11 protein-coding genes and 1 pseudogene are annotated in these 14150 nt (G+C 62.4%); 2 read left to right on the forward strand and 10 right to left on the reverse strand.

Going from position 1 to position 14150, the window contains the following annotated elements; genetic code table 11:
* Positions 1-113 precede the first annotated feature (113 nt).
* The 9 genes and pseudogenes from NKI31_RS17930 to NKI31_RS17970 all read right to left on the reverse strand — a co-directional run bounded on the left by NKI31_RS17930 (position 114) and on the right by NKI31_RS17970 (position 10028).
* The gene (locus NKI31_RS17930) at positions 114-1235 is read right to left on the reverse strand and encodes a branched-chain amino acid ABC transporter substrate-binding protein (RefSeq protein ID WP_023668720.1); all 1122 of its coding nucleotides are present in this window, start codon (positions 1233-1235) and stop codon (positions 114-116) included.
* A gap of 137 nt (positions 1236-1372) precedes the next feature.
* On the reverse strand, positions 1373-1720 hold the full coding sequence (locus NKI31_RS17935) for a DUF6867 family protein (RefSeq protein WP_023668719.1): 348 nt from the start codon (positions 1718-1720) through the stop codon (positions 1373-1375).
* A 111-nt stretch (positions 1721-1831) separates the two neighbouring features.
* Entirely contained in the window at positions 1832-2560 is a 729-nt protein-coding gene (locus NKI31_RS17940) for an ABC transporter ATP-binding protein (RefSeq protein ID WP_023668718.1), read from the reverse strand.
* Between the two features lie 20 nt (positions 2561-2580).
* Positions 2581-3687: pseudogene (locus NKI31_RS17945) on the reverse strand (ABC transporter ATP-binding protein); the annotation flags it as partial.
* Positions 3687-5282: a high-affinity branched-chain amino acid ABC transporter permease LivM gene (livM, locus tag NKI31_RS17950; RefSeq protein WP_023684138.1), complete on the reverse strand. Its 1596-nt coding sequence runs from the start codon at positions 5280-5282 to the stop codon at positions 3687-3689. The pseudogene NKI31_RS17945 and the gene livM, both read right to left, overlap by 1 nt.
* 4 nt (positions 5283-5286) lie before the next feature.
* A complete protein-coding gene (locus NKI31_RS17955) occupies positions 5287-6189 on the reverse strand; it encodes a branched-chain amino acid ABC transporter permease (protein ID WP_023668715.1) in 903 nt (300 codons plus the stop codon).
* Positions 6190-6649: 460 nt separating this feature from the next.
* Positions 6650-7651, reverse strand: a complete 1002-nt coding sequence (locus NKI31_RS17960) for a 4-hydroxyproline epimerase (RefSeq protein WP_352652227.1) — start codon at positions 7649-7651, stop codon at positions 6650-6652.
* A gap of 13 nt (positions 7652-7664) precedes the next feature.
* On the reverse strand, positions 7665-9083 hold the full coding sequence (locus NKI31_RS17965) for an NAD(P)/FAD-dependent oxidoreductase (RefSeq protein ID WP_280938707.1): 1419 nt from the start codon (positions 9081-9083) through the stop codon (positions 7665-7667).
* Between the two features lie 51 nt (positions 9084-9134).
* Entirely contained in the window at positions 9135-10028 is an 894-nt protein-coding gene (locus NKI31_RS17970; RefSeq protein ID WP_352652228.1) for a dihydrodipicolinate synthase family protein, read from the reverse strand.
* Positions 10029-10097: 69 nt separating this feature from the next.
* Between NKI31_RS17970 and NKI31_RS17975 the strand changes: the two genes are divergently transcribed.
* The gene (locus NKI31_RS17975) at positions 10098-10787 is read left to right on the forward strand and encodes a GntR family transcriptional regulator (protein WP_502899150.1); all 690 of its coding nucleotides are present in this window, start codon (positions 10098-10100) and stop codon (positions 10785-10787) included.
* 538 nt (positions 10788-11325) lie between these two features.
* On the opposite strand, the gene NKI31_RS17980 is transcribed toward NKI31_RS17975, so the two are convergent.
* Entirely contained in the window at positions 11326-12822 is a 1497-nt protein-coding gene (locus NKI31_RS17980) for a CoA-acylating methylmalonate-semialdehyde dehydrogenase (protein ID WP_352652230.1), read from the reverse strand.
* Positions 12823-13187: 365 nt separating this feature from the next.
* On the opposite strand from NKI31_RS17980, the gene NKI31_RS17985 reads away from it, so the two are divergent.
* Positions 13188-14069: a LysR family transcriptional regulator gene (locus tag NKI31_RS17985; RefSeq protein WP_023668708.1), complete on the forward strand. Its 882-nt coding sequence runs from the start codon at positions 13188-13190 to the stop codon at positions 14067-14069.
* The last annotated feature ends 81 nt before the right edge of the window (positions 14070-14150 follow it).

The following is a 14150-nucleotide window of genomic DNA, read 5'->3' on the forward strand; positions in this document are numbered from 1 at the left end:
CCGCACAAATTCGACCCCGGCTAACGGCTTGTCCAGCCACCCTCGCTGCCGCCCTGTCACCAACAAAAATGCCCGGCGCGAGCGCCGGGCATTCCATAGAGCTGCGTTTCGAATTACGACTTCGGGAACCAGGAGATCTTGCCGTCCGGACCCTTCTTCCATTCGTACATGATGTAGCCCGGGAGCTTCGGATCGCCCTTCGCGTCATAGGCGAGATCGCCCAGAACGGTCTTGAACGGGCCCTTCTCGTGCAGCGCCTTGGCCACTTCCACGGGGTCGTTCGACTTGGCCACGGCAGCAGCCTCGGCGATCACCTGCATGGCGGCGTAGGAGTAGAGAGTGTAGGCTTCCGGCTCGAAGCCCTGAGCGCGGAACTTCTCGACCAGTGCCTTGTTCTCGGGGATCAGGCGCGGATCGGGACCGAAGGTGTTGAGCGTGCCGATAACCGCATCGCCGGCGATCGCAGCCAGCTCGTCGGTGACGATGCCGTCGCCCGACATCAGGGTAGCCTTGAGGCCCTGGTCCGCCGACTGGCGGATGATCAGGCCGGCTTCGGTATGCAGGCCGCCCCAATAGATCAGGGTAACACCGGCATCCTTCATCTTGGCAATCAGCGCCGAGAAGTCCTTGTCGCCGACATTGACGCCTTCGTACATGACTTCGGTCAGGCCGGCTGCGTTCATCGCCTTCTTGGTCTCGTCGGCAAGGCCCTGACCATAGGGGGTCTTGTCGTGGATGACGGCAACCTTGGCGTCCTTGAAGTTGGTCGCGATATAGCCGCCGGCGATGCCGCCCTGCTGGTCATCGCGTCCGCAGGTGCGGAACACGTTCCACAGGCCGCGCTCGGTGAATTTCGGGTTGGTCGCCGCAGGCGTCACTTCGACGATGTTGTTGTCGACGTAGACTTCCTGCGAAACCGGGATCGAGACGCCCGAGTTGAAGTGGCCGATCACGAACTTCACGCCGTCGCCGACGAACTTGTTGCCGACCGAAATGCCCTGCTTCGGATCGGAGACGTCGTCGCCGACTTCGAGCTTGATCTGCTCGCCGTTCATGCCGCCTGCTGCGTTGATGTCGGCAACGGCCGCTTCCGCACCCTTCTGCAGCTGCGCACCGAAGGCCGCATTCGGACCGGTGATCGGACCTGCGACGCCGACGATAACGTCAGCCCATGCATTGCCACCGAACGCGACAAGCGCGGTCAGGGCAACGGCGGACAAAAGTGATTTCTTCATTTAAACGCTCCCATTTACGAGGTGGGCGTGGATGAAACTTTCATGCGATGCCCACCCTTATCGCAGAAAGCGTACTTTGCCGATTTTCAGGCCCTTGTCACGCCGATTCATCCCCGGAACGGCGTTAATGATGAACGTCAACCTTTCGGTTTCCAGCTTAAGATCGAAGCCCGTTCGTAAAGCCAATTATACTGCGTCACCATCTGGTTCGTACGCGTGTATTGATAGCCGACAAACCCCAATATCATGAGCACGATTGTGTCCACGACATAGTATTGCAGCGAAAACATCGTGCCGCCGAACAAGGCATGATGGATGAACCTGATGCCGATGCCGAGACCCAGCAGATAGGCGAACAGCGCCGGCAGGCTGCGCCATGTCTGGGCGCTAGCCTTGCCGGTCATCCATGCCGCCCAGCCGCCGAGCAGACAGGTGACGAAGAAGAACTGCCAGATGGAAGGTTCCTCGTGAAGAATGCCTTGCATGATGAAGACTCCTAGCATGATCCCGAAAAGTTGCAGACTTTTCGGACAAAGGTCATGCGACAAACAAACAAGTTGGAGCGGAATACCGTATGCATACATTCCGCTCCAAAATCAGTGATGGCCGCCTTCGAGATAGGCCGCCCGCACTTCCGGATTGGCGAGCAATTCCTTGCCTGTGCCGCTCATGGTCACGTTGCCGTTGACCATGACATAGCCGCGCGTGGCGAGTTTGAGCGCGCCGAAGGCGTTCTGCTCGACCAGGAACACGGTCAGCCCTTGCGTGCGGTTCAGCTCGCGGATGGCATCGAAGATCTGCTTGACGATCAGCGGCGCCAGACCCAGTGACGGCTCGTCGAGCAGCAGCAGCTTCGGCCGCGCCATCAGCGCACGTCCGATCGACAGCATCTGCTGCTCGCCGCCCGACAGCGTGCCGCCGCGCTGGGCAATGCGCTCCTTGAGGCGCGGGAACAGCGCGAACACCTTCTCGGCATCTTCGTCATAGTGCTTGAGATTGTCGAGACCGGCGCCCATCTGCAGGTTTTCCATCACCGTCATGCGCGGGAAAATGCGCCTGCCTTCCGGCGACTGCGCAATGCGCATGCGGGCGATCTCGTGCGTCGGCATCTGGGTGATGTCGGTGCCGGCGAAAGTGATTGAGCCGGCACGAGCGCGCGGCGCACCGAAGATGGTCATCATCAGCGTCGACTTGCCGGCGCCGTTGGCGCCGATCAGCGCGACGATCTCGCCCTGGTTGACGTGGACATCGACGCCGTTCAGCGCCTTGATGTTGCCGTAGTAGGTCTCGACGCCCTTGATGTCGAGCAGCGTTGTCTCGGCCATCACTTACGCCCTCCGCGCGGCTTGCCTGTCGGGGATTTGGTGGCCGCCGGCTTGGACTTGGCCGTTAGACGCTCGGACGGTGCTCTTGGCGCGGAGTTGGCTCTTGTATCGTATTGGGTGGCCTTTGAAGCTCCCTTCGACACTGTGACCCGCTCGCCCTGGCTGTGGCCGATCGTGTCGCTTACCGGGCCGGCGAGATAGGAAGACGATGTGCCTGGTCCGTGAGCCGAATCCGGCCCGATGTCCAGCTGCTCGATGACGTCTTTATCGCCGACCTCGGTCAGCACCGTCTCGACCTCCTCGTCGTCGACGCCGAGATAGGCGGCGATGACGCGCGGGTCGGTACGCACCGATTGCGGGCTGCCGTCGGAAATCTTGCGGCCATATTCAAGCACCACGACATGGTCGGAAATCTGCATGACCACCGACATGTCATGTTCGATCAGCAGGATCGAGGTACTGCTCTTGATGTCCATCAGCAGCGAATTCAGCGCAGCCGACTCCTTCGGATTGAGACCGGCCGCAGGCTCGTCGAGGCACAGAAGTTCAGGCCCTGTGCACATGGCGCGCGCAATCTCGAGGCGCCGCTGCGCGCCATAGGGCAGGTCGCCGGCCGGATCGTCGGCGCGATCGACAAGATCAGCCTTCTCCAGCCAGTGCTTGGCAAGCTCCACCGATTCAGCCGAGGCCCTGCGGTAGCCGCCGATCCCGAACAGGCCCAGGATCGTATAGCCGGATGCCTTCATCAGCTTGTTGTGCTGGGCAACCAGCAGATTCTCCAGCAGCGTCATGCCCGAGAACAGGCGGATGTTCTGGAAGGTGCGCGCCACCTTGGCGCGCGCCGGGATCTCGTGATTGGGCAGCCGTTCGAGCAGGAAGCTCGAGCCGTCGGCCCGGTTGAGCGTAATCATGCCTTCCGACGGCTTGTAGAAGCCGGTGATGCAATTGAAGACGGTGGTCTTGCCGGCGCCATTGGGTCCGATCAGCGCGGTGATCTCGCCGCGCTTGGCCTGGAACGACAGGTCGCCGATGGCGATCAGGCCGCCGAACTTCATCGAAAGATGCTCGACCTGGAGGATGGCGTCTTTCATACCCGGATTGGTCTTCTGAATGGAGGTCGCGCTCATCAGCCGTGCCCTTCCTTGGTGAAGGAGGAGGAGACCGCTTTTCGTTCACTGAGGAAGGCCGTCGGTTCACGGCTGCCGACAAAGCCGCGCGGCTTCCACAGCATGACGATGACCATCGCCATGCCGAACAAAAGCATGCGGTAAAGCTCCGGGGTGAAATCTTTTCCGAAGACACTTTTCAGGAAATCGAGTTCGCGCAGCGCCTCGGTGCCGCCGATCATCACCAGCGCGGCGACCGCGATGCCGACCAGCGAGCCCATGCCGCCGAGCACCACGATGGCCAGGATTATCGCCGATTCCAGGAAGACGAAAGATTCAGGGCTGACGAAGCCTTGCCGTGCGGCGAAGAAGGCGCCGGCAAAACCGCCGAACATGGCGCCGGTGGCAAAGGCGGTGAGCTTGGTGGTGGTGGTGTTGATGCCAAGCGAGCGGCAGGCAATCTCGTCCTCGCGCAGCGCTTCCCAGGCGCGGCCGACAGGCATGCGCCTGAGCCTGATGGTGACGAACGCGGTCAGCAGCGCCAGCCCGAGAATGAGATAGTAGAGGAAGATCTTGTAGTAGGCGCTCGACTGGGCGATGTGCAGCACCTTGCCGATGTAGTTCGGGTCCGTCGAATTGAACGTCATCAGGCCGAAGAAGGTGACCTTCGGGATGCCGGAGATGCCGGCCGAGCCGTTGGTGACTTCACGCCAGTTGATCAGCACCAGGCGGATGATCTCGCCGAAGGCCAGGGTCACGATCGCCAGGTAATCGCCACGAAGCCTGAGCACCGGAAATCCGAGCATAACGCCCCAGAAGGCGGCCATGGCGCCGGCGGCCGGCAGCAGGATCCAGAACGACAGGCCGTATTGCGAACCGAGCAACGCATAGGCATAGGCGCCGACCGCGTAAAAGGCGACGTAGCCGAGATCGAGCAGGCCGGCGAGGCCGACGACGATGTTCAGCCCCCAGGCCAGCATCACATAGATCAGGATCTGGATGCCGAAATTGTCGACCCACTTCAACGAGCCCTGCAGGCCGCCGGTTATCGACCACGCGTAGATCGACAGCACAACGACGACGAGGATCGGGTATAGCACCAGCGCCGCAATGCCGAGCTTGGTGAAATTGGCGTGGATGAAGGAGCGGAAATAGAAGATCACGCAAGCGAGCGCGTAAATGACGGCCAATGCGCGCAGGAACTGAAGGTAGCCGGCCAGATCGGGTCCTACCAACGCCGGCAGGGCGCTGCCGAACGCAACCAGGACAACCGCCAGCACGACGGCGACGATGAAGGCCGGAAGCAGGAAGAAGCGCGACGCGACGCTCGCCGGCAATAGGCCGGTGGCGACATTGGTGATCTTCTGATTGGCCATGAACGGCTGGCCATAGGCAATGTAGAAGAAGCGGCCAAGCATGGTCAGCACGACCACGGTGATGAGCAGCAACCAGCGCTGCACCAGGATCAACTGGTTGCTGATGTTCTGGTCGGTCTTCAGGCCGATGAAGAGAATGAACAACCCCAGCGAGATGGCGCCGGCATAGAACGCTTCGCGCAATGCACGCTGCACGGGGGACGCGACGGTGTCGCGCTCCGAGGATACGGAAACCGCCATTGTCTCAGACCTTTTCGACTTCTGGCCGGCCCAAAATGCCGGAAGGCAGGAAGATCAGCACGATCGCCAGGATCGAGAACGCCGCGACGTCCTTGTAGTCGATCGAGAAATACGCCGACCACATGCTCTCGATGAAGCCGATCAAAAGCCCGCCAAGCACCGCGCCCGGCAGAGACCCGATGCCGCCGAGAACGGCCGCGGTGAAGGCCTTGACCCCCGGCACAAAGCCGTCGGAAAAGGCGATGACGCCGTAATACATCAGGAACAACGTGCCCGCGACGGCCGCAAGCGCTGCACCCATGATAAAGGTGATCGAGATCGTACGGTCGACATCGACACCGAGCAGCGCCGCCATCTTGCGGTCCTGCTCGCACGCCCTTTGCGCCCGGCCGAGGGAAGTCCTGTTGACCAGGTACCAGAACAGCGCCAGCAGCAGGGCGGTGACGACGACGATGATGATCTGCTTCAGCGACACGCTGATGCCGTTGATGTTGTAGACTTGGCTGACCATCGGCGGGATCGGCTTGTTGCGCGGACCTTGCGTCACCTGGATGAAGTTCGACAGCGCGATCGACATGCCGATGGCGGTGATCAGCGGCGCCAGCCGGAACGAACCGCGCAGCGGCCGGTAGGCCACCTTCTCGATCGTCCAGTTGTAGAGGCTGGTGAGCAGCATCGCCACAATCATCATGATCAGCAGCGCCAGGACGACCGGGACCGAATAGAACAAGGAGCCGAGGATGAGGAAGACAACGAGGGCGGCGAATGCCCCGACCATGAAAATGTCGCCGTGGGCGAAGTTGATCATGCCGATGATGCCGTAGACCATCGTGTAGCCGATTGCGATCAGCCCATAGATCGATCCCAGCGTCAGCCCATTGATAAGCTGCTGGACAAAGTACTGCATGTGTACATGGCTCCCCTGGAATGTCGCCCATGCAGACGCATTCCTTTTCGTATTTCCCCTAGTCGTAAAGTTTCGAGCCCGGATTGCAACGTGATTTTTCAAACGTCGAGCGTGTTTTGCCGGCACGCCTTCCGATTGCCCGTTTTTTTGCTCCCGACCCCTGGACTATCGCGGACCCTATCATTGGCATAACGCAATGTCTTTGACGATTCAGCCGGGCCAGCGACCTCATTTCGAAGAAATCCCGGTCAAAATTCGGTGATGAGACGAATCCTTGCGTTGTTGGCGGGTTTCGTTTTTTAGCCACATTCCGTACTGGCCAGCTGCAACATGGGTTACTTCCCGACTTATGGCGGTGGATGCCTCGCCCAACGCGCTAACCTTTCGCTGACTGGTTTGCCAAGAGGTCCCGCTCTGGGTCCAAGTCCTGGTCTCGGTGGATGATCGGCAGCCTACCGCATCACTTAACCACAAAACCGTGCGCGAACGGATCGCGGTCGTCGATGAAGATGGTGTTCAGGCCGGTCATCCGGGCCCAGCCGCCTATCGAAGGAATGATGGCCGGCTTGCCGGCAACAGTGACGTCCCTCTCGACCTTGCCCTTGAACAGCGAGCCGATGATCGATTCGTGGACAAAACTGTCGCCGGCCTTGAGCTTGCCCTTGGCATGGAGCTGCGCCATGCGCGCCGAGGTGCCGGTGCCGCAAGGTGAGCGGTCGATCGCCTTGTCGCCATAGAAGACCGCGTTGCGCGCATCCGCGCCCGCCATTGTCGGCTCGCCCGTCCACAGCATGTGGGACAGCCGGTTGATGCCGGCGTTTTCCGGATGCACGAACGAGTACTTCTCGTTGAGCCGCTGCCGCACGACGGGGCTCCAGGCGATGAAATCGCTGGCGGAATAATCAGCCATGTCGCGAAAATTCGCCTGCGGCTCGACGATTGCGTAGAAATTGCCGCCATAGGCGACATCGACAGTGATCTCGCCAAGCTGCGGGCAGTCGACCGTCAGTCCCTCGGCATAAAGGAAGGACGGCACATTCGTGATGCGCACCTCCTCGACATAGTCGCCGACTTGTTTGTATTCGGCGATAACCAGCCCGGCCGGTGTGTCGAGCCGGAGCACGCCGGGTGTCTTCGGCTTGATCAGCCCATGTTCGATGGCCATCGTCACCGTGCCGATCGTGCCGTGGCCGCACATCGGCAGGCAGCCCGACGTCTCGATGAACAGGATGGCTATGTCGCAATCCTCGCGCGTCGGCGGATAGAGGATCGAGCCCGACATGACATCGTGGCCGCGCGGCTCGAACATCAGCCCGGTGCGGATCCAGTCATACTCCGCCAGGAAATGCGCCCGCCGCTCCATCATCGTCGGCCCCTGAAGCAAAGGGCCGCCGCCGGCGACCAGCCGCACCGGATTACCGCAGGTATGGCCGTCGATGCAAAAGAAGGATTTTTTGGCCATGATTTCCTCGAACTCAAAACCGTTGCGGGCTGAAGGGAGCAAGATCGATCGGCGAAGTTTGCCCGAGAACAAGATCGCGGATCAAGCGGCCGCTGGCCGCGGCCTGGGTCAGGCCGAGATGGCCATGGCCAAAGGCGTAGACGACGTTGGACGCGGTGCGCGCCGTGCCGATGACGGGCAACGAATCCGGCAGCGACGGGCGACACCCCATCCACTCGCGGCCACCTGACGCGTCCAGCCCCGGAAGGAATTGTCTGGCTTTTTCCAGCATGGCCTTCGAACGCGCAAAATTCGGCGGCCGGTCGAGACCGCCCAACTCGACGGCGCCGCCGACGCGCAAGCCCGTCTCGAGTGGCGTGATGACGAAGCCATGGCCGGAAAAGATCAGCATCCGCTGCACGTCGAAAGCGGTCTTCGGCAGTGTCGTGTTGTAGCCGCGCTCGGTTTCGAGCGGGATGGTGTCGCCAAGCGCCTTCGTCAGCAGATGCGACCATGCCCCGGCGGCCACGACAAGATGTCTTGCCTGCCTGGTCGTGCCGTCCGTCAGCGTCAGCGTCGCGCCATCAGGATTGGCGGCGACGCGCTCTATGCGCGCCTTTTCGAAACGCGCGCCCAGCCTTTCGGCATAGGCCCACACCCCCTTGCCGAGCAGTTTCGGATCGGCGACGGTCTTCCAGCCCGGCACGAAGGTGCCCTTGATGAAGCGCGGCGACAGTCCCGGCTGCAGCCGCGCCAGTTCGTCGCCTTCGACATGGCGAAAGCCGATGCCGAAGCGCTCGCGCGCCGCCCAGCCCGGCAGCCCGGCCTGAAATTCGGCCTCGCTTTCATAAAGCTCCAGCGAGCCGTCCTCGCGCAGCATCAGCCGCGTGCCGGAACGGTCGAGCAGGCCCATCCATTCAGCCTCGGCGAGCTTCATCATGCCTGCCTGAGCAGCAAGGCTCGCCTCATATTTTTCTGGTGCGCCAGCGCGCCAGAAGCGCAACAGCCAAGGCAACAGCTTCGGCAAGTAGGCCGGCGGGATGCTGAGTGGCCCGAGCGGATCGGCAAGCCATTTCGGCAAGTGCCGCATCATGCCCTTATGCGCCAGCGGCAGCACGTCGGAGAAGGCGAAGGCGGCGGCATTGCCGGAGCTCGTCTCCTCGCAGATGCCGGTGCGGTCGAAGACCGTGACGCTGCGCCCGGCCTCGGCCAGCATGGCCGCCGCGCAGATGCCGACAATGCCGCCACCGACAATGGCGATATCTACCCCTTCTCCCCGTTCACGGGGGTGAGGAGTGGTCCGCGAAGCGGTGGAAAAGCCGACTGCTTGGCTTTCCGAACGACGAACGCCCGGAGCGCCAGCGAAGGGCTGCGGGGCCCGAAGGGCGGATGAGGGGCGGCGGCCCTCCTCTGTGTCCCTGGAATTTCCTTGCACGTCGGCGCTGCCCCTCATCTGGCTGCCGCCATCTTCTCCCCGTGCACGTGCACGGGGAGAAGAAAGCCTTCAGAACTGCGGCAGCTTCGGCCGTACCGCCAGCGCGTCCTTGACGATCTTCTCGACCGCTTTGCGGCGCTCGCCCGACAGCGGCTGGCGCGGCATGCGCACGCGGTCATTTGTGTCGATCGCGAGCACTTCGGCAAGCTTGATGTTTTGGACCAGATAGGTCGAGACATCGAGATCGAGCAGCGGCCGGAACCAGCGGTAGATCGAAAGCGCCTCCTCGCGGCGGCCCTGCTTCATCAGCTGGTAGATGGCGACGGTCTCGCGCGGGAAGGCGACGACCAGACCCGCCACCCAGCCGATGGCGCCCACCGACAGCGCCTCGAAGGCGAGATTGTCGACGCCGGTGAACAAATCGTAGCGGTCGCCGAAGCGGTTGATGATCTCTGTCGAGCGGCGGATGTCGTCGGACGACTCCTTGATGGCGACGAAGCGCTTGTCGGCGGCCAGTTCTTCCAGCTGGTCGACGGTGACGTCGACGCGGTAGGCGAGGCGGTTGGAGTAGATCATCACCGGCAGGTCGCCGGCCTGAGCGACGGCGCGCAAGGCGGCGACCGTCTCTTCCGGGTTGGTGTGATAGATCGGGCTCGGCACCACCATCAGGCCGTTGGCACCCTCCTTTGCGGCGCGCCTGGCGATGCTTGCGGCTTCACGGGTGCCCGCCTCGTTGACCGTCAGCAGCACCGGCTTGTTGCCTGCAACTTTCTGCGCCGTCTTCAGCACCTCGATCTTCTCGTCATGCGACAGCATCGGCCCTTCGCCGAGCGAACCGCAGACGATGATACCGTCGCAGCCTGCCTCCATCTGCAAGGCAAAGCAGCGCTCCATTTCGGCATGGTCGAGGCGGTCGTCTTCGGTGAATTTGGTCGTGACGGCGGGGAAAACTCCGGTCCACATGATCGTCTCTCCATCTGATATATCAGCCGTATATCTGTTGGAAAACCGGCTGTCAATGCGGAATCCGTTGTGATATATGGAAGATATATCAGGAGCCCACCTTTGTTATCCAGTGAGACAGCATACCCCGAGCCGGCCGCCGCCAAGGCCTACCATGTACTCGAGCATATGATCGTGACGCTGGAACTGGCGCCGGCGAGCTTCGTGACGGAAGGCGCGCTGATCGAAAAGCTGGCGCTAGGACGCACGCCGGTGCGCGAAGCGATCCAGCGCCTCGCCTGGGAAGGACTGCTGGATGTCAGGCCACGCGCCGGCATCGCAATTGCCCCGCTGCATCCCGGCGACTGGCTGCGCGTGTTGGATGCCAGGCGCGGTGTCGAGGTGGTGCTGGCGCGCTCGGCCGCCCGCTTCGTCACCCGTGAGGCCGCCGACCTGTTTCATGAGGCAGCCCTTGCCATGCAGAAGGCCGTCATCTCGGGCAATGTGCTGGCCTTCATCCAGGCCGACAAGGCGCTCGACGAGGCCTTGGCGATGGCCGCCGACAACCCGTTTGCGGCCCGTCTGGCCGCGCCCCTGCAGACCCACAGCCGCCGCTTCTGGTTCCGCTACAAGGCCGACACAGGACTGGCCGAATCGGCCGAGCACCACGTCGCGCTAATCCGCTCGATCCTGGCCGGCGACGAAGAGGCTGCCGCCAAGGACGCCAAACGCCTGATGGCACTGCTGCGCGGCCATGCCGAAATAGCGACCACACGCTGAACTCCGTCTGCTCCAGACTTCCGGCCGGTTCTTTTATCAGGTGCCCGGCAAGACTGCTGCCATAGCCGCCCCGTCCCAGCCTTCGCCAGCCGTGATGATGCAGCTTTGGCCGCGTGTGTCGGTGGCCAGGATGGTCCAGGGCCCTGGTCGGAGACGAAGATCTCAAGCACCACATTCGGGTTCACCAGGCCACGAGCGGCTTGGTTTTCGTGGAACTTCTCGCCGAGCGCCTTGACCAAGTCGGTCCGCGCCGCGCATTGATCGGCTTTAGCCTGGGCGATGCCGGACATCGCGAACACCGCAAAGAACATCGCCGCCACAAGACGTCGTGTCATCTGACACCTCCTTGCGCCAGACGAGAACCCCGGCTGCTACCGGCGCTATTTTGATGGCCTGCACCACGGCAGGAATGCAATTTAAGGCAGATGACAGGCTCTTGGTTCCATCGCTTAAACGTGATGGCCAATGTCGGTTTCGTACAAAGAAAGGCCCGGGACGTTGAACCCAGGCCTTCTTGCCGATCTTCGAAATCGTCCGATCAGTTCATCGTCGGGATGACGAACTCGGCACCGTCCTTGACGCCGGAGGGCCAGCGCGAGGTCACCGTCTTGGTCTTGGTGTAGAAGCGGAACGCGTCCGGGCCGTGCTGGTTGAGGTCGCCGAAGGACGACGCCTTCCAGCCGCCGAACGTGTAGTAAGCGATCGGAACCGGGATCGGCACGTTGATGCCGACCATGCCGACCTGGACGCGCGAAGCAAAATCACGAGCAGCATCCCCGTCACGGGTGAAGATGGCGACGCCATTGCCCATCTCATGATCGTTGGCGAGCTTGATGGCGCTCTCATAGGTCGGCGCACGCACCACCGACAGCACCGGGCCAAAAATCTCTTCCTTGTAGATGCGCATGTCAGCCGTCACATTGTCGAACAGGCAGCCGCCCATATAGTAGCCATCCTCGTAGCCCTGCATGGAGAAGCCGCGGCCATCGACGACCAGCTTGGCGCCTTCCTTGACGCCGGTGTCGACATAACCCTTGACGCGTTCCAATGCCTGCGCCGTGACCAGCGGGCCGAAATCGGCGGACGAATCCGTCGACGGGCCGACTTTGAGGCTTTCGACACGCGGGATGAGCTTTTCCATCAGCCGGTTGGCGGTGTCGTTGCCCACGGGAACGGCAACCGAGATCGCCATGCAGCGCTCGCCGGCCGAGCCGTAGCCCGCGCCGATCAGCGCGTCGACGGTCTGGTCCATGTCGGCATCGGGCATGATGATCATGTGGTTCTTGGCGCCGCCGAAGCACTGCACGCGTTTTCCCGCGGCCGTGCCGCGCGAGTAGATGTAATGCGCGATCGGCGTCGAGCCGACAAAGCCGATAGCCTTGATATCAGGATCGTCGAGGATGGCGTCGACGACATCCTTGTCGCCATTGACGACGTTGAGAACGCCAGCCGGCAGGCCAGCCTCGAGGAACAGTTCGGCGATGCGCATCGGCACGCCAGGGTCACGCTCGGAAGGCTTCAGGATAAAGGCGTTGCCGCAGGCCAGCGCCGGGGCAATCTTCCACAACGGGATCATCGCCGGGAAATTGAACGGGGTGATGCCGGCAACGACGCCAAGCGGCTGGCGCATCGAATAGACATCGATGCCGGGGCCGGCGCCGTCGGTGAACTCGCCCTTCATCATGTGCGGCGCACCGATGCAGACTTCGACCACTTCGAGGCCGCGCTGGATGTCGCCCTTGGCGTCGGCGATGGTCTTGCCGTGCTCGCGCGCCAGGAGATCGGCCAGTTCGTCATAGTCGCGGGAAACCAGTTCAAGAAACTTCATCAGCACGCGCACACGCCGCTGCGGGTTGGTCGCAGCCCATTTGATCTGTGCTTCCTTGGCATTCAGGACAGCCGCACGCAGTTCCGCCGGCGAAGCCAGCGCCACCGTGCCGCGCACCGAGCCGTCCATGGGCTGCATGACGTCCTGCTTGCGCCCGCTGGTCCCGGCGACATGCTTGCCGCCGATGAAATGACCGTATTCGATCATGGTTTCTCTCCCTGAGTTTGTGATGGCGCATTCAACCCCTTTGCAGGCGCGAAGGCAACGCGAGGGGAAACGCAACCGTTGTGCAAGAAATAGACAACGAAGGACGAGTGTGCATTAATTGCCGCAAATTACAGATTGCTGAAAGGCCCGAAGGTTGCGCTCCGTCACACCCCCCTCTGTCCTGCCGGACATCTCCCCCGCAAGGGGGGAGATCAGATGTGGCTGCCGCCTTCGCAAATCTTCAACGCACCAAAAGAGACGCAGGTGGCGGAGCTGCCAATCTCCCTCCTTGCGGGGGAGATGGCCGGCAGGCCAGAGGGGGGTGGGCGAGAACGCCGCGTTCGCCGCTAGCCCGGACCACCCCAATGAACTGGGATGACGTCCGCATCTTCCTCGCCGTGGCCCGTGCCGGGCAGATCCTTGGCGCCGCCAAGCGGCTGGAACTCAATCACGCCACCGTCTCGCGCCGCATCGCAGCGCTTGAGGATGCGTTACGGACAAAACTGTTTCGCCGGCTTACCACCGGCAGCGAGCTGACGCCGGCCGGCCAGCGCTTTCTCGATATTGCCGAGCGCATGGAAGCCGACATGATCGCCGCGCGCTCCGCCGTGTCGGGCGAAGGCGACGATATCTCAGGCACGGTGCGCATCGGCGCGCCCGACGGGTTTGGCGTTGCATTCCTCGCCACGCGTCTTGGCGCGCTGACCGCGCTGCACCGCGAACTCACCATCCAGCTGGTGCCGGTGCCGCGTTCCTTCTCGCTGTCGCGGCGCGAGGCCGACATCGCCATCACCGTCGAGCGGCCGAGCGAAGGCAGGCTGGTGGCGGGAAAGCTGGTCGACTACACCCTCGGCCTGTTTGCCTCGCGGGACTATGCGCAGGCGCACGGCTTACCCGAGACCGCTGCCGAACTCGGCCAGCATACGCTGATCGGCTATGTCCCAGACCTGATCGTCAGCCCGTCGCTCGACTATGCGGCGGAGTTCAGCCCGGACTGGCGCACCAGCTTCGCCATCTCCTCAGCGCTGGGCCAGGCCGAAGCGGTGCGGTCGGGCGCCGGCATCGGCATCTTGCACACCTTTGTCGCCCGCTCTATGCCGGAGCTGATCCCCGTTAACATCGTGACGCCGATCCGCCGCGCCTACTGGCTGGTCTATCATGAATCGGTCCGGCCACTGCGCCGCGTGCAGATCGTCGCCAACTTCATCACCAAGGCAGTCGAGAGAGAGCGCGGGCTGTTTGTCTGATGGCCGCGCCGCCTTGCCCTCGCCACAAAATCGGCCAGTGTGGCAACAAGCGCGATGTCGCCTATCATTAAGGATTGGCTG

This window comes from Mesorhizobium sp. M0659 (genome assembly GCF_040320605.1).
Lineage (GTDB): Bacteria > Pseudomonadota > Alphaproteobacteria > Rhizobiales > Rhizobiaceae > Mesorhizobium.